Origin of the sequence: Shewanella submarina (assembly GCF_042646185.1) — a bacterium.
In the GTDB taxonomy this organism is placed as follows: domain Bacteria; phylum Pseudomonadota; class Gammaproteobacteria; order Enterobacterales; family Shewanellaceae; genus Shewanella; species Shewanella corallii.
Genome location: NZ_JBHRTD010000017.1, coordinates 166648 through 181699, shown reverse-complemented (window position 1 = coordinate 181699; position 15052 = coordinate 166648). Strand labels below are relative to the sequence as shown.

At 49.7% G+C, this 15052-nt stretch carries 15 protein-coding genes; 8 read left to right on the top strand and 7 right to left on the bottom strand.

Annotated features, from left to right (window positions below; all coding sequences use genetic code 11):
- Positions 1-286: 286 nt before the first annotated feature.
- From ACFOE0_RS14670 to ACFOE0_RS14655, 4 genes are read right to left on the bottom strand one after another with little or no spacing between them, the layout of a single operon-like run.
- Complete coding sequence (locus ACFOE0_RS14670) at positions 287-685, bottom strand: c-type cytochrome (RefSeq protein WP_248937171.1); 399 nt, start codon at positions 683-685, stop codon at positions 287-289.
- Positions 686-697: 12 nt separating this feature from the next.
- Positions 698-1066 (bottom strand): cytochrome C, encoded by a 369-nt coding sequence (locus ACFOE0_RS14665; protein WP_115137790.1) that lies wholly within the window; start codon positions 1064-1066, stop codon positions 698-700.
- Positions 1066-2292, bottom strand: a complete 1227-nt coding sequence (locus ACFOE0_RS14660) for a sulfite oxidase (RefSeq protein WP_248937170.1) — start codon at positions 2290-2292, stop codon at positions 1066-1068. Before ACFOE0_RS14660 ends, ACFOE0_RS14665 begins: the two co-directional genes overlap by 1 nt.
- Before the next feature lies 1 nt (position 2293).
- A complete protein-coding gene (locus ACFOE0_RS14655; RefSeq protein ID WP_248937257.1) occupies positions 2294-2569 on the bottom strand; it encodes a c-type cytochrome in 276 nt (91 codons plus the stop codon).
- Positions 2570-3329: 760 nt separating this feature from the next.
- Between ACFOE0_RS14655 and ACFOE0_RS14650 the strand changes: the two genes are divergently transcribed.
- Positions 3330-4499, top strand: coding sequence for a porin (locus ACFOE0_RS14650; protein WP_248937169.1), 1170 nt, complete (start codon positions 3330-3332; stop codon positions 4497-4499).
- Between the two features lie 55 nt (positions 4500-4554).
- On the opposite strand, the gene ACFOE0_RS14645 is transcribed toward ACFOE0_RS14650, so the two are convergent.
- Complete coding sequence (locus ACFOE0_RS14645; protein ID WP_248937168.1) at positions 4555-6006, bottom strand: DEAD/DEAH box helicase; 1452 nt, start codon at positions 6004-6006, stop codon at positions 4555-4557.
- 503 nt (positions 6007-6509) lie between these two features.
- Positions 6510-6998 (bottom strand): hypothetical protein, encoded by a 489-nt coding sequence (locus tag ACFOE0_RS14640; RefSeq protein ID WP_248937167.1) that lies wholly within the window; start codon positions 6996-6998, stop codon positions 6510-6512.
- A 70-nt stretch (positions 6999-7068) separates the two neighbouring features.
- Here ACFOE0_RS14640 and ACFOE0_RS14635 point away from each other — a divergent pair, with 70 nt between their 5' ends.
- The 5 genes from ACFOE0_RS14635 to phaC all read left to right on the top strand — a co-directional run bounded on the left by ACFOE0_RS14635 (position 7069) and on the right by phaC (position 12278).
- The gene (locus tag ACFOE0_RS14635) at positions 7069-7776 is read left to right on the top strand and encodes an SGNH/GDSL hydrolase family protein (RefSeq protein ID WP_248937166.1); all 708 of its coding nucleotides are present in this window, start codon (positions 7069-7071) and stop codon (positions 7774-7776) included.
- A 316-nt stretch (positions 7777-8092) separates the two neighbouring features.
- The gene (locus ACFOE0_RS14630; RefSeq protein WP_248937165.1) at positions 8093-8833 is read left to right on the top strand and encodes an SDR family oxidoreductase; all 741 of its coding nucleotides are present in this window, start codon (positions 8093-8095) and stop codon (positions 8831-8833) included.
- Positions 8834-8854: 21 nt separating this feature from the next.
- Positions 8855-10060, top strand: coding sequence for an acetyl-CoA C-acetyltransferase (locus ACFOE0_RS14625; RefSeq protein ID WP_248937164.1), 1206 nt, complete (start codon positions 8855-8857; stop codon positions 10058-10060).
- 47 nt (positions 10061-10107) lie between these two features.
- Positions 10108-10455 carry a phasin family protein gene (locus tag ACFOE0_RS14620; RefSeq protein ID WP_248937163.1) on the top strand — a complete coding sequence of 116 codons (348 nt, stop codon included), beginning with the start codon at positions 10108-10110 and terminating at the stop codon, positions 10453-10455.
- Positions 10456-10505: 50 nt separating this feature from the next.
- Positions 10506-12278 (top strand): class I poly(R)-hydroxyalkanoic acid synthase, encoded by a 1773-nt coding sequence (gene phaC, locus ACFOE0_RS14615; RefSeq protein WP_248937162.1) that lies wholly within the window; start codon positions 10506-10508, stop codon positions 12276-12278.
- Positions 12279-12594: 316 nt separating this feature from the next.
- Here the strand turns inward: phaC and ACFOE0_RS14610 are convergent, their stop codons facing one another.
- Entirely contained in the window at positions 12595-13506 is a 912-nt protein-coding gene (locus tag ACFOE0_RS14610; protein WP_248937161.1) for a zinc metalloprotease, read from the bottom strand.
- 301 nt (positions 13507-13807) lie between these two features.
- Between ACFOE0_RS14610 and ACFOE0_RS14605 the strand changes: the two genes are divergently transcribed.
- A complete protein-coding gene (locus ACFOE0_RS14605; protein ID WP_248937160.1) occupies positions 13808-14605 on the top strand; it encodes a hypothetical protein in 798 nt (265 codons plus the stop codon).
- Positions 14606-14617: 12 nt separating this feature from the next.
- Positions 14618-14932 (top strand): hypothetical protein, encoded by a 315-nt coding sequence (locus tag ACFOE0_RS14600; protein ID WP_248937159.1) that lies wholly within the window; start codon positions 14618-14620, stop codon positions 14930-14932.
- Positions 14933-15052: the final 120 nt, after the last annotated feature.

The following is a 15052-nucleotide window of genomic DNA, read 5'->3' as shown; positions in this document are numbered from 1 at the left end:
ATCCTTTCTTTGTGGTATTTCACTGGCTTACCCTCAATTTCCAGCCAGTTCTACTGCATACCGGTCAAATCAAAGCTAGACCGCAAAATATCAGGCGTCAAATTTCGATAGAAAAAAATTTGTCTTTCTGGATCATAAAGTTAGGCATTTCCCTTACTTTTTGTCTGGAATAAACACCCAGAAACACAGTATCCATATGTTTTATATGAAATTATTTAGGTTAAGCCTATCGTCAGGAGAAAATTACAAGCCATAAAAAAGCCCGCGTTATCGCGGGCTTTCATCATCAGTTCAATGGCTTAAGTGCCTGCTGACTGTAATACAGAGAAACGTCTTTGATATCCGCATCAGTCAAGCCCATTGCCTGGGCCTGCATAATAGGGTTTACCCGTTTTCCTGTCTTGAACTCCACCAACTGCTTCACCAGATAAGCGCCTTTTTGGCCATCCAGTGATGGATAGAGTTTCATTACCTTCAACATGCCTTCACCATGACAGGCTACGCAGCGGCTTTGGGCTATGGTTTGGCCCTTGGCGATGTCCGCCTTATGCTCCATGACGGCGGCAGGGATTTCAGCATTGAGTTTATTCAATGCCTTGTTGAAATCATCGTGTTCCATCGCAGTGGCCAGGTTACTGGTCGCCAATGCTGCCAGTGCAGCCACAGACAGTTTCAATTTCATCATATCAATCCGTCCTTAGCTCTGCGGCAGAGGTGGCTGCTGATCAGCAGGCAGTGGCATACGGCGGAACTTACTCATATCCACCTCTTTCTCACCATAATAGGTTGAAAGGTAATCCAGTACCGGGTCCCAGGTATCAGACAGATCCCACAGGCCCTGAGTGTCTACCATCCACTGGATAGTTTCACGCCATACCTTACGGTTGCCAGGGTTTTGTGGAATGATGCTGCTGGTGTGACAGGCATTACACTGGTAGTTCACCTGCTCCCAACCCGGCGCCATAATCAAACCTGATTTGGGGTCGACCGGATACTCTTTGGCGGCAGCCATGCCTGACAGCGTCAGTGCAAGGCCGGCAAATATCCATTTTGCAGCCTTGTCCATCACACTACCCTCACGGCAATGCGGTGACAGCCATTGAACAGATAACCTTTAGGGTTCCACTGAGGCTGAACCACAGGCTGAGTCACACCCTGATCATCGGTGGCACGGGCCCAGATTTCATAGTAACCGGCCATTGGCAGATCCAGGTCAATCTCCCACTGCTGCCATGCGGTTTTGTTTACCGGCTTGGTCAGCTTGGCTTTGCGCCAGGTGGCACCATAGTCATAGCTCACTTCCATCTCGGTCACATCACGCATACCAGCCCAGGCATGACCACGGACAGTCAGGGTCTTGCCCTCTTTCAGCTCGGTACCGGTTTCCGGATAGGTGATCAGCGACTTAACGATCATCTCTTCGATAATCTTAAAGTCTTCGTTTGGCACTTTCTCGCCCGGAGCAACCGGGTATTCAGGCACGCGGTAAGCTGGAGATTCCATCTTCTTACCATCGTGGACCTTGTTACGGATGCTGATACCTGTGGCAGACTTGTGGGATACAGAACCCGGACGACCACCAAACACGATACGCAGCGGATAACCGTGCATATATGGAATGTCTTCGCCATTCATCGCCCAGGCGATCAGCGCATCATCATTCAGTGCTGCGTCGATAGGCACGCCACGGGAGATCGCCTCACCTTTACCACTCAGGTGCAGGTCGGCGCCATGGTGACCTGTATACACAGCATCATCTTTAACACCACAGTCTTTCAGCACGTCACGTACCAGTACACCAGTCCATTCAGCACAGAATACGGCAGCATTGGTCCACTGGTTACCTTTGGCGTTAGGGAAGAATTCGCTGCGGCTGTTACCACCACACTCAATGGTCAGCTTGAGAGTATGGGTCTTGAACTTTTTCTTCAGATCATCAATCGAGTAAGTCTTTGGCGTCTTACAGGACTCACCATCTACGGTGAAAGTCCACTTCTTGGGATCGATATTTTCAAAGTCAGGTAGCTGACCGTTCCAGCGGATAAAAGCCACATCAGCTGGCGTAGTCACCGGATCCAGCATGTGCTCTGGAGGCTGAGCATTCACCGGATTGGTGTTCAGAATATTAAAGTAGCTGGGCAGATCAGCTGCACTTTTCCAGGTCAGTGCAGAGACATCCAATGGTGCAACACCTTCAGGACGGTTGGCGGCATATACCCAGTTAATTGGCATCATGGATGCTACTGACGTGGCAACAGCACCCTTCAAAAATACACGTCTATCGATTGCCATATTATTTTCCCTTCCCCTCGCTGAAATACTTGGCCATTTGCTGCATATCTTTTTCTGATAATAATGCGGCCACTTTACTCATAGTTTTATCTGGTCTTTGGCCAGACTTAAATGCTGCCAACTGCGTGCTCAAATAATCTGCATTTTGATATTTCAGACTAGGAATTGAGCTAAACTGACTTTCACCTGTTTCCCCATGACATGCTTTACACATATTCAGCAAGTTCTGGTAATCAGCTTGCTGAGCAAAGGCTGGCACTGAGGCACAGATGAGCATTGCGGACAGCACTAACGTCCTGTGTCTTATGCTTGTTTTCATATTTAGTGACGACCTTACAACAGGTTGAATTGGTTTGGTGCCTATTCCCTGTAACACATGGTAAACAGTGCAGTCAGGTGGCGCTGTTCCAGGATTGTGTTACGGGTAACGACATTGATAGCGAACTGAATCAATACGGTATGAAGCACACAAAAATAAGAAACAGAATGTATCCATCTCTGTTGTCTTAAGTAAAAAGTATATTACCCACCTCATTATTAGACTGGAAGCACAAAATCACCCCAAACCAAGAATAAATCACGATAACAAAGGTTAAAATCGCTAAAAAAATCTAAAAAAAAGCAGATACACAATAATCAATTTAAAATAACCACAGACACAAAACAGATGTATCATTTGTTATCAAATTCAAGTGTAACAAACCATTACCTGATTTATATTCATTAAATTAATAACCCCGCCCAAAATATCCATATTGAGCCGATATTATCCTGACGATTTATCGCTCAGCCGATCCCTCCCGATTTAACACTCTGTGAAGGGAAGCACTGACAGATTTCGCTTACACGTCAGCTCACAACAAACTTACTGAAGCCAATCCATATTTGTATTACCTTATATAGTCGTTTAGCCAACGGCGCATGCGCAGCGCCGGCGGAGAACAACGTTATTTGCAGCATATCTGCTCTGGTCTAAGCCATCAGGTAATAAATAGCGATGCAGTGTGATGTACACCACCATGACGTGAGGAAAGGTAATGATGAACAAAACACTTCTTGCTAGCGCGGTTGCACTTCTATTCGCCGCACCGACAGTTTCAGCAATCGACCTCTATAAAGACAGTAAGACTGACGTAAACCTTGGCGGCTATATAGGTGTCAGAGCGGTCAACACCGACAGTGAAACCCAGTTGGTCAATGGCAGTTCCAGAATTAATTTCAACTTCAGCCGCCAGCTTACCCACGGATGGCACGCATACAGTACTCTGGAATGGGGTTTTGAACCCTTTGGCGATACTGAGCTTGTCTATAACAGAGACAGCCAGTTTTCAGCCAATAATGACAATGTATTCTACAGTCGACTGGCTTACATAGGTCTGGAACACGACAGATATGGCAGTCTCTCATTTGGTAAACAGTGGGCTGCCTGGTACAACGTTGTGGGTGGTACAGATAACGCCTATGTATGGGGAGGCGCTGCAGGTGGTGCATACAGTTTGGATGGCAGCGGCGGGATTGATGGTACGGGTCGTGCTGATAAAGCGATCCAATACTCCAACTCCTTTGGCCGATTCAGCTTTACCCTGCAAACCCAGCTTCAACAAAACACCATAGATGTGTCTGCATTCGACAGTGATAATGTTAACAGCACGCTGGAGTATGATGACACCTACGGTGCATCCATCACCTATGCGATTACAGATGATTTAAGTATTTCTGCCGGTGCCAACAGAGGTTCGTTCACCGGATTCAACGCGGCAGCAAACCAGCGTATTGATACCGATGATGAGATCTATGGCGCCAGTGTTACCTGGGGCAATGTGTCCGATGTAGGCTGGTATGTATCAGCCAATTACAACAAAAATAAGTTCCATGATTCAGACATTAATGGTCATCTGATGCCCAGCGCTTACGGTATCGAAACCATGATCTCCTACATGTTTGACTCAGGGCTGCAAACCTATGCACTGTTCAATGGCCTGATCTCCGATGAAGATTATACCTATCCGGAAGATGATGGCTCCCGTTCACCTCTGGTCACTGAATCCAAACAGCAGGAGTTTATTCTGGGTGCGGCCTTTATCTGGGATCCCACTATCCTCGCTTACATTGAGGCCCAGATAGACGACAGCAAGTACAAGGTGGAAGGTATGCCGGAAACCACAGGAGAAGATGCAGTGGCAGTGGGTATTCGTTACACCTTCTAAGCAGAAACAAATACTCAGAAAGCAAAAAGTCCGGCGGGTGCCGGACTTTTTAATTTCAGCTGTTACTGCCCTTTCTGGCATTCGCCCAGGGATCCAGCCCTGATGATGAGTCAGGATTTGCCCGACTGCGCCTGTCAGTTTTTACTACCCCGGCGTTATCTGGTTTGCGGTCCTGTCTGTCCCTGGCATGGTCTTTATTTTTTCGGTCAAAGCTGCGGCGTTTCAGCTCACCATCACCTGGGGTTGCCCCTGCACCGGTATCGCGGCGAGCGGCCTTACGTGGGGTTCGGCCCGGCTTGGCTCTCTTCTGAGCTTTATCATCATCAGACTTTGCAGCGACATGTTTGGGCTGATAATTCAGAACGGATACAGGAACCGGCTTTTTCGGCTCAAATCCTTCAATCACCCGGCGCTCAATCAAATGCCCCAGACGACTTTCAATCATGCACAAATTTTTAAAGTCATCTTTGGACAGTAAAGACACAGCCTCACCGCTGAATCCGGCACGGCCGGTTCGACCAATACGGTGAATATATTCATCCGGCGGAAATGGCAAGTCATAGTTCACCACCCGCTCCAGCTGATCGATATCAATCCCCCGGGCCGCGACTCCGGTAGCAACCAGATACTTTAGCTTGCCCGCCTTAAAGTCCGCCAGGATCTGTTCACGAATAGCCTGACTGCGACCACTGTGGAATGCTTCCGCATGAATTCCGCGCTTTTCCATCTGAGTCACCAGCTTGGCGGCACCATGCTTGGTTTCGATAAAAATCAGCAACTGCTGCCAATTCTGCTCTTGTATAAGGTGGCTGAGCAAGGCGGATTTGGTGTCTTTATCGACTGTCACCAGCCATTGACTGATGGCTTCTTTACTTGGCTTGGCAATCGCAATTTCAACCGGATTGGGCACAGTAGTTTTCGCCAGTGCGCGCACTCTTGGAGACAGAGTCGCTGAAAACAGCAGGTTTTGTCTCTCCTCCGGCATACGCTCTACCAGCTCAGTGATCACCTCGATAAAGCCCATATCCAGCATGCGGTCCGCTTCATCCAGTACCAGCACTTCTATCTCATCGAAATGTACGGCTCGCTGATAGTACATATCCTTTAATCGGCCCGGGGTTGCCACCAGAATATCGACACCCTCTATCAACGCCTGTTTCTGAGGTTGGATATCAGTCCCGCCATACATGGCCAGTACCTTCAGGCCAATATCTTTGCAGTAGGAGTTGATATAGTCAGCCACCTGCAGCACCAGCTCGCGGGTGGGTGCCATAATCACGGCGCGGATACGCTTTTTACGCTGGGTTTGCCCCTGGCTTAATTGCTCCAGCACTGGCAGCGCAAATGCCGCGGTTTTACCTGTGCCGGTTTGGGCTGCAGCCAATAAATTTCGGCCACTGAGTATCACTGGAATAGCTTTTTGCTGGATCTCTGTGGGCTGCTTGTATCCAAGCGCATCAATGGCGGAAACGATGGAGGGGGAAAGACCCAGAGATGAGAATGACATAGTAAATCCAATACTCGGTTACCCAGCCGGACTACGCCGCGGGACAGTGGATAAATGGGCGCGCATTCTACAATTAAACCGGCCCTGCTGACCAGAGAATAACACCGCCCGTCTGCGGCTAATACCATCCGAATCAGATAATTCCTTCATCGACCATAGCCCAGAGGTACAGAGCCAGATACGCCTGAAACGGACTGGCTCGCTCGGGGTCTATCTCAATACCTTCGCCCGCCAGAGTGTTCAGTACTCTAGGGTCTGTTGACCTTTGAAGATGGTTTTTGCAGCTTTTTGTCGTTGTTTTATACAAAGCAACGCGATTGAGGTGTAGTTGTTCTACATAAGTGAGCGTTAATGCAGTAGAAAGCGACGACAAACGCTGCCCGAAGGGCTCGGCTATACGCGCTTTACTCTTTGTTGCAAGGTATTTGCTTAGACCACTAGGCGGCACACCTTGCGTCGCGATTAAAGCGCGTCTATCTCGAGCAAAATTCAACCATGAAAGGTTAACAGACCCTAATAACGGTGCCATCTTTATGGGGAAACACATGGGTATGGCCCAGATGAAAAATAGCGATAACAGACACGGTCCACTCCCCTACCCCCCAGCAACTGAGCGCCTGAATTCTGAAGTCTCCATAAGGCAAACATCTCCACGCTTCGAAATAGTCCGCGTTTTCAAGATACTTATCGCGCAGACCAATAACTGTCCTGGCTTTACTCCGGGACAATCCAGCCTGAATTAAACTCTCATGGCAGAGATTCTCCGGGCCACCAATCAGCTCCATATGTCGGGCAACCCTTCCATAAATTGTTGCGGCAGCCTGCTGCGACAACATCTGGCCCACAACGGCGCGAATCAGCACAGTGATTAGGGCTTCCTGACTGGGTGAGATAATTGGAATTAATGGACAACGGCTGAGCCTTTCCGCCAGTGCAGGGAAACGGTGACAAAGCTCATTACGAATAGACTCAGGTGTTTCAGGCGGCATCATGGGCGTGACCAATTGGCAAACTTCTGCTCACACTATAATGTGGACAAAGTTCAATCAACAGGAGACAGGTATGTCGTTTCTGAAACGGAGTTTAGCGCCGTGGGCCCTGGCACCATTGTTACCGCTGATTTTATGGCAGGGAAAACAGGTACGCCGCAATACGGTGCGATTACCTGAAGCCATGGGGGAACCGCACTTCCCTGCCACCGATGACAATGCGCTGTCCTTGCTGCATCTGGGTGAAAGCACTGTCACAGGTGTGGGTGTCAGGCATATCCGGGATGGACTGACCGCCAATATTATCAACTCGCTCCAACGGGATGGAGTCGCTGCCTGCGCCTGGGCTCAAGGGCATAATGGTGCAACCGTCGCCGAGATCAACGCGCTGGCTCCCACTATCATCCATCCTGATATCCTGCTGGTGACTCTGGGAGTAAATGACACAGTGAGAATGACATCAAATAAAGACTGGCGGCAGCAACTTAAGCTCTGTGTTGCCAGATTCGCAGGTCCTGATACCCATGTTTGCTTTACTCAGGTACCTGATATGGCCGCATTTCCAGCTTTACCCACTCCTTTAAATCAGTTTCTGGGACTGAGGGCAAGCAAACTGCACCGGACGCTCAAAAGTTTATGTTTGCAAAAAAAGTGGCACTTATTGGAGGTTGACCTGCCTGTTGCTGAACACTGGATGGCAAAAGATGGCTATCACCCCAATGCAGAGGGCTACAGAGTTTGGGGAGAATCTATCGCCCGGCAGCTGAAACAGCTTCCGTAAACGTCAAAATTTCACCATAGAATAGAGAATTACGTTTACGTAACCCATTATTTCAATTCATTCTTTTGGATGATTTTGTTAATTTTTTTTGATCTTGATCACCCTTGTCAGAAAATCATCACAATAATCCATTCAACTGAGCAAGTACGTTTGAAACCATGGACTAGAGTTAATGGCTGGCGTGCGTTCATGCTCTGCCACGGTTTTAAATCTCGGTAAAGATGACTGTTATTCGGTGTGGTACCCGGTGCGAGGGTTCCGAATGCAGCAGCAGACATCTCATTGTTTTGCTTGTTGTCAACGAATGGAGTCACCCATGCAAAAGCTCGCGCTTGTTACCGGTGCCAAAGGCGGTATCGGATCTGCAATTTCAGAAAAGCTGGTTCGGGATGGATTTAAAGTCATCGCGACCTACTTCACTGGAAATCATGAATGTGCCAGAAAGTGGTTTGATGAAAAGGGATTTACCTCAGATCAGGTCACACTGTTCGAACTGGATGTCACCAATTCGATAGAGTGTGCAGAACGTCTTGCGTTGCTGCTGGAAACCCACGGCACAGTCGATGTACTGGTAAATAACGCCGGTATCACCCGGGATACCAGCTTCAAGAAGATGAACGCCACCCAGTGGAATGATGTCATCAACACCAACCTCAACTCTCTGTTTAACGTCACCCAACCCCTTTTCGCTGCGATGTGCGAAAAAGGCGGTGGCCGCATCATTAATATCTCCTCGGTTAATGGCCTTAAAGGTCAGTTCGGTCAGGCTAACTATGCAGCCGCCAAGGCCGGGATGATAGGTTTCAGCAAATCCCTCGCCTTCGAAGGTGCCCGCAGTGGCGTCACTGTCAATGTTGTCGCCCCTGGCTACACCGGCACCCCTATGGTTCAGGCCATGCGTCAGGATGTGCTTGATGCGATTGTCGACACTGTCCCCATGAAGCGTTTGGCTACCCCTGAAGAGATCGCCAAAGCTGTGGCTTACCTCGCCAGTGACGATGCTGCCTATATCACAGGGGAAACTCTGTCGGTAAACGGCGGCCTTTACATGCAGTAATCGAGTGGAGAATTCGAGCAAATGGAAAGAGTTTATATTGCCGCGGCCAGGCGCACCCCTATCGGTAGTTTTGGCGGTTCTCTCAAGTCTGTCTCTGTAGGGCAACTGGGGGCCAGGGTTATCAAAGCGGTTCTCGCTGATACCGGCATAGCGCCCGAAGCCGTTGACGAAGTGATCCTGGGAAATGTGGTCGGCACCGGGCAGGGCATGGGCCCCGGACGTCAGGCTGCGCTGTTTGCCGGGCTCCCCAATACGACTCCAGCCTACAGCCTGAATATGGTGTGCGGCAGTGGTATGAAAACCGTAATGGACGCCGTTGCCCATATTCGTGCCGGCGAAGCCGACATTGTGGTTGCTGCCGGTGCAGAGAACATGTCTCAAATTCCCTTTATGGCCCCTGCAAGTCTGCGCCAGGGCCAAAAAATGGGTGATATCTCACTGAAAGATCTGTTGGTCAGTGATGGCCTCACCGATGTGTTCAATCAATACCACATGGGTGTCACCGCTGAGAATATTGCCAATGAGCTGGATATCAGTCGTGAACGTCAGGATGCCTTTGCCCTCACCAGTCAACAACGAGCCGTTGCGGCTCTCGAAGCCAACCGATTTGCCGACGAAACCACCCCGGTTGAAGTCACCGAGCGTCGTAAAACCCGCTTGTTCGAGAAGGATGAATATCCCAAAGCCGATGCCAGCGCAGAAGCATTGGCGGGCCTGCGCCCGGCTTTTGCCAAAGAGGGCAGTGTCACCGCAGGCAATGCCTCTGGTTTGAATGACGGCGCATCAGCAATCCTGGTGGTGTCAGGTAAAGCCCTGCAGCAGCACAAGCTGACGCCACTGGCGGAAATTGTGGTCACAGCTCAGACCGGGATTGAGCCACGCATCATGGGGCTGGGCCCGGTTGCAGCCGTGACCCGGGTACTGGAGAAAGCGGGATTGACTCTGGCAGATATCGACCTGCTGGAACTTAATGAAGCTTTCGCAGCCCAGGCCCTTGGCGTTGCACAGCAGCTGGCCGAGCAACATGGAGATGATCTCACAGCTCTGCTGGAAAGAACCAATGTCAATGGCGGAGCCATTGCTCTGGGTCACCCTTTGGGTGCATCAGGCAACCGCATATTGGTAACCCTGCTCCACGAACTGAAACGCCGTGGCGGTCAGTACGGGGTGGCATCTTTGTGTATCGGCGGCGGTATGGGGACGGCAGTCCTGATCCGTAATTGCTGATAGCCAATACTATCAACCCACTTAGTTTCATCACCGGAGGAAAAACCATGTACACAGATATGTTCAAGATGTTCTCAGAGCAAGCCGAAAAGTCACTGGCACCTTACCAGAAGTTCAACGCCCTGATGGCCAAACATGTAGAGCAGATCACCGAGCTGCAGGTTAACGCTATGAAAGCCTACAGCGAACTGGGACTGGCTCAGTTTAAAGCCGCCAGCGAAGTGAAAGATGTGACCTCTCTGGCGGCTTTCAATGGCCAACAGATGGCGACACTGACCAAACTGTCCCAGCAACTGATGGATGACAGCAATAAGATCCAGAATATTGCCAAGACCTTTAAGGACGATGTGGATCAACTGACCACAGAAAACATCAAAGCCGCCACACCGGCTTAATAACATTGCCGCTCCTCACGGGGAGCGGCCTTTACCAAGGGAGGCTCAGCATGTTTTCGCACCTGTTTACGGATTACTTTAAAACCATGCAGCATTGCCAACAGGAGTGGTGGCAACAGTGGGATAACAATAACGGCCCGGTTGACTCCCCGGTTAGCCGCGCCATGCATGAAGTTAATCTGGAAGACACTCTGAATTTTTTTGAATCAGCAGCCAAACAGCCCGGAGCCCTGCTTGGGGTGCAAACCCAGTGGTGGGAGAAGCAACTGCAAATATGGCAAAGTCTGGTGCTTGCCGGCGATAACACAGACATAGTGGCACCGGAAAAAGGTGACAAACGCTTTGCCGACCCCGCCTGGCAGCAAGAAGCCTGGTTCAGCTTTATCAAACAATCATATCTGCTTTACTGCAGCACCTTCCTGCAATCTATAGACAGTATGGAAGGGCTTGATATCAAGACCAAAGAGCGCCTGAGCTTTTTCTCACGGCAAATGCTCAATGCCCTCTCCCCCAGCAATTTTGTGATGAGCAATCCTGAACTGCTGAAAATGACGTTGGAGCAGAACGGTGAAAACCTGCTTAAAGGCCTGCAACAACTTCAGGAAGATGTAGATGCCAGCGCCGATATCTTGAAAATCCGCATGACCAACAACAATGCCTTCCGGCTGGGGACAGATATAGCCAAAACCCCAGGGAAAGTAGTGTATCGCAATGAATTATATGAGCTGATCCAATACACACCCAGGACCAAAAAGGTTAATCCAACGCCTTTGCTGGTGATCCCGCCCTTTATCAACAAGTACTATATTCTCGACCTGCGCCCGGAAAACTCCATGGTTAACTGGCTGCTGGAACAGGGCCACAATGTGTTCCTTATCTCCTGGCGTAACCCGGGTGCCGCCCAGCGCAATGTGGAGCTTGGTGACTATGTCACTGAGGGTGTGGTTGATGCTGTTAAAGTGCTGGAAGAGATAACGGGTCAGTCTCAGGTGAACGCGGCCGGTTATTGCATTGGCGGCACCGTGCTGGCGATGACACTGGCTTACTATGCCGCCAAGCGGATGAAGCCCAGGATTAAAACCGCCACCTTTTTCACCACGCTGCTGGATTTCTCTCAGCCCGGCGAAGTCGGCGCCTATATCAATGACTCTGTAATCAAAGCGATAGAAACCCAGAATAATGCCAAAGGATATCTGGACGGGCGCAGCCTGAGCGTGACCTTCAGTCTGCTGAGGGAAAACAGCCTCTACTGGAACTACTACATAGACAACTATCTTAAGGGCCAAAGTCCGGTGGATTTTGACCTGCTCTACTGGAACAGCGACAGTACCAATGTGGCAGCCAATACCCACAACTTCCTGCTCAGAGAGCTTTACCTCAACAACAAGTTGATTGATAAGCGCGGCGTGAAGGTTGGCGGTGTTTACGTTGATTTGAGCAAGATAAGCGTGCCCAGTTACTTTGTCTCCACCCGTGAGGACCATATTGCCTTGTGGCAAGGCACCTATCGAGGCGCCCTCAACCTTGGCGGTAACAAAACCTTTGTTCTTGGTGAATCAGGCCATATTGCAGGCATAGTTAATCCTCCTGCGAAAAACAAATATGGTTACTGGCTCAATCCCAATCTGCCCGACAGTGCCGAGGAATGGCAATCTGACGCCGAGCGCCAGGACGGTTCCTGGTGGACTCACTGGCAGTCATGGCTGGAGCAAAACAGTCCTGAAAAGAGCATCCCTGCCCCCACAGTCGGCTCAGAGGAGTATCCGGTTTTGGCAGACGCGCCGGGAGATTATGTCAAACAGACACTGCCGATTCAGGATTAGTTTTCTGACACTAAAAACCGGGCAAATCAGCCCGGTTTTTCCATTTCCGCCAGGGTCTGGTTGACCTTTCCTGGTTGAATTTTGCTCGAGATAGACGCGTTTTAATCGCGACGCAAGGTGTGCCGCCTAGTGGGTCTAAGCAAATACCTTGCAACAAAGAGTAAAGCGCGTATAGCCGAGCCCTTCGGGCAGCGTTTGTCGTCGGTTTCTCCTGAATAAACGCTCATCTATGCAGAGCAACTACACCTCACTCGCGTTACTTTGTATAAAACAACGACAAAGTGCTGCAAAAACCATCTCCAAAGGTTAACAGACCCTAAAGATTGCGGTAGGTAAAGCTCAACTCATCCGCACGATAGGATTGCCCCTGAGTCAGCTCATACATACAGGCATCGTCGGTATAATCCATAAAGTTGGTAATAGGATCCAGCCCTGCTGCGTTTCTGCCCTTGGTGCAGGTGTCACGATTTACCGGGCAACCATAAGCAGGACTCTTTTCTGCCGGAGTATCTGCCACATAGTCACCGCTGCCACCACAGCCGCCCTGGAAGGTATGATAAAGACCCAACCAGTGGCCAACTTCGTGGGTACCTGTATCTCCTTCGTTATAAGGCACCGCTGAACCGCCCGGCAAAGATGAATAGAGTACGACAACACCATCATCAACAGGATTTGACGCATAGCTGCTGGGGAAAGTTGCCCAACCAAGCAAACCGCCACCGTCCGTTGTGTAAAAATTCAGGTCACTCGCATCCCCCTGACGCAGAGCAGATTTCATTGCGCTTTCTGCACTTGAGTTGGGAGTGGCCGAAAACCACGTATTATTGGTGGTGTAATCAGTGGAGACCAACTGAAAAGTAAAAGGAGTATTGGCATAAGCATCGTTCAGCACATTAATCTGGGCGTTAATGTCACCTGAAGACAGATTGCCATTGCCAGCCGTATCAGTAATCACATGCATATATACATCAACAACGACAGAGCCATTGGGACGGGGCTCAAATCCACCACCACCTGGCTTGCCCTTACCGGCTTTAAGGGTTTTAAAGTGCTTTTCAATCAGGTCAGCTTCCAACTTGTTTGGATGCTTGGTACCACAACGCAAAAAGCTGGCATTGGGATTGGCGTTCTCAGCACCTCGTCCATTATTGGCTTGAGTCTCCGCCGGGATAGATACCAGGCCCAGGGATAACACCATGCCTGATACGGCCAGTACATTTTTCATCATCTTACGCTCCTGTGTAATTTTAATATTTACTGTTCGGAACCTGCATTCGCTGCCGTGACAAAGACCGACTCTCCCACTCACAGTTGATGCACTGCGTATTCCACTCAGTAATGGAGACATCGACAGCGCAGCAACTCTGCGACGAATGCTGCATGATGTGGCAATCAAGCTAAACAAACCATTAAGAATTAGCAAACCCTTAAGTATGATTTAATCATTGCCCTGTACACCTAAGGTTTATTGTGAGATCCCCACTGCACTGCTAGCCTCTGGCAAAGCTGATAATGAACAGGAAGCTGTAATGAACGGATCTCTGGACCAACTCCTATCCCTGGTATCCCATGGCAATGCCTTCCTCAACGGTCAGGCATTGGATAACTATTTTCCCGACGATATGAACTTTCGCTTCTGTGAGTCAGTGCGCTTTATGGAACTGGAGCGCTGCAACAAGGACTGGAAAGAGTGGGAGCACTCTCCGGATCCCCTGCTCTGGTTCAAGAAGATGAACGAGGAAGGTGCCAGGTGTTTTCGCGCCAGATATCTGCAGGGTCAGGACGAAAACATGCCTGACCATATGAGTGTTATCTACACGGGCGGTGGCGGCCGCTGGTTGATCGAGGTGGTAAAACCCGAAGGCTCAGACTTCTGGGAAGCCAACTGGGAGACAGGCAACAGAGACGATCCCCAACAAAAAATCTGGCGGGTTAAATATGGGCGTATTCTCAAACAGGTGCACAGGCTGGAGCAGCCATTGCCGGATGAAGACCAACTGACAATCTCATTCAGGCAGGTCCTGACAGACATTAAAGCATTGGCGGACAAACATAATGAGAAGGGATTCAGCAACTGCTTTAACCAGGCGCTGAAGTGTCTGGATGGCGACCTTCCACGCCAATACAAGACCACCAAGTTGGATAAAAGCAACATGAGTAAGGTCAGCCAAAACCTGATGGCGGCAGCAAGATCTGCCTGGGTCTTTGGGGGAATGGGATCCTGGAATGATATGTATTTTGCCCATGAAGCTGAGTATGAAGCGCTCACAGGAACGCTCTACCAACATATCGTCACCGCCTTTCTTATCGGCGTTAACCCAAAATAACAGGAGGTTGCCATGGCAAATGAAAGCATCAGGCTACTGTTAATCGACGCCTTTATCCCATCACTGTTTTTCCCTTTACTGGCCGGAATATATCTGTTGATTGAACGTAAGCCATTTGCCAGGGTGGTGGTCACCCTCCTAAAAGGCTATCTGGCTTATGTGATTATCCTGCTGGCCTGTATATTTATCACCCAACTCGCTCTGGGGCCCGGAGAAGCATCAAATATGTTGATACTCACCCTGAGAGTTCTGATTATCTGGTGTGTCGGTATTTGGGTTTTCACCCGGGATCTCGCGATTAAAGAGAGGCCATCGTCATCTGAATGATCTTGGTTGGCAGGCTTATCGCGGCAGTATGCGCACTTGGCTGATTAAGTAACAGATCCCGGTCACTGCATAGTGTGCAGATAACAACATATTGAAAAATTGCTTGTATTATTCAGCGCT

Bases quoted from the DNA above. Each gene is read 5' to 3' on its own strand.
- ACFOE0_RS14620 (WP_248937163.1), top strand. From the start codon at position 10,108: ATGTACACAGATATGTTCAAGATGTTCTCAGAGCAAGCCGAAAAGTCA.
- ACFOE0_RS14635 (WP_248937166.1), top strand. From the start codon at position 7,069: ATGTCGTTTCTGAAACGGAGTTTAGCGCCGTGGGCCCTGGCACCATTG.
- ACFOE0_RS14660 (WP_248937170.1), bottom strand. From the start codon at position 2,292: ATGGCAATCGATAGACGTGTATTTTTGAAGGGTGCTGTTGCCACGTCA.
- ACFOE0_RS14650 (WP_248937169.1), top strand. From the start codon at position 3,330: ATGATGAACAAAACACTTCTTGCTAGCGCGGTTGCACTTCTATTCGCC.
- phaC (WP_248937162.1), top strand. From the start codon at position 10,506: ATGTTTTCGCACCTGTTTACGGATTACTTTAAAACCATGCAGCATTGC.
- ACFOE0_RS14645 (WP_248937168.1), bottom strand. From the start codon at position 6,006: ATGTCATTCTCATCTCTGGGTCTTTCCCCCTCCATCGTTTCCGCCATT.
- ACFOE0_RS14640 (WP_248937167.1), bottom strand. From the start codon at position 6,998: ATGATGCCGCCTGAAACACCTGAGTCTATTCGTAATGAGCTTTGTCAC.
- ACFOE0_RS14600 (WP_248937159.1), top strand. From the start codon at position 14,618: ATGGCAAATGAAAGCATCAGGCTACTGTTAATCGACGCCTTTATCCCA.
- ACFOE0_RS14630 (WP_248937165.1), top strand. From the start codon at position 8,093: ATGCAAAAGCTCGCGCTTGTTACCGGTGCCAAAGGCGGTATCGGATCT.
- ACFOE0_RS14655 (WP_248937257.1), bottom strand. From the start codon at position 2,569: ATGCTCATCTGTGCCTCAGTGCCAGCCTTTGCTCAGCAAGCTGATTAC.
- ACFOE0_RS14670 (WP_248937171.1), bottom strand. From the start codon at position 685: ATGATGAAATTGAAACTGTCTGTGGCTGCACTGGCAGCATTGGCGACC.
- ACFOE0_RS14605 (WP_248937160.1), top strand. From the start codon at position 13,808: ATGAACGGATCTCTGGACCAACTCCTATCCCTGGTATCCCATGGCAAT.
- ACFOE0_RS14625 (WP_248937164.1), top strand. From the start codon at position 8,855: ATGGAAAGAGTTTATATTGCCGCGGCCAGGCGCACCCCTATCGGTAGT.
- ACFOE0_RS14610 (WP_248937161.1), bottom strand. From the start codon at position 13,506: ATGATGAAAAATGTACTGGCCGTATCAGGCATGGTGTTATCCCTGGGC.
- ACFOE0_RS14665 (WP_115137790.1), bottom strand. From the start codon at position 1,066: ATGGACAAGGCTGCAAAATGGATATTTGCCGGCCTTGCACTGACGCTG.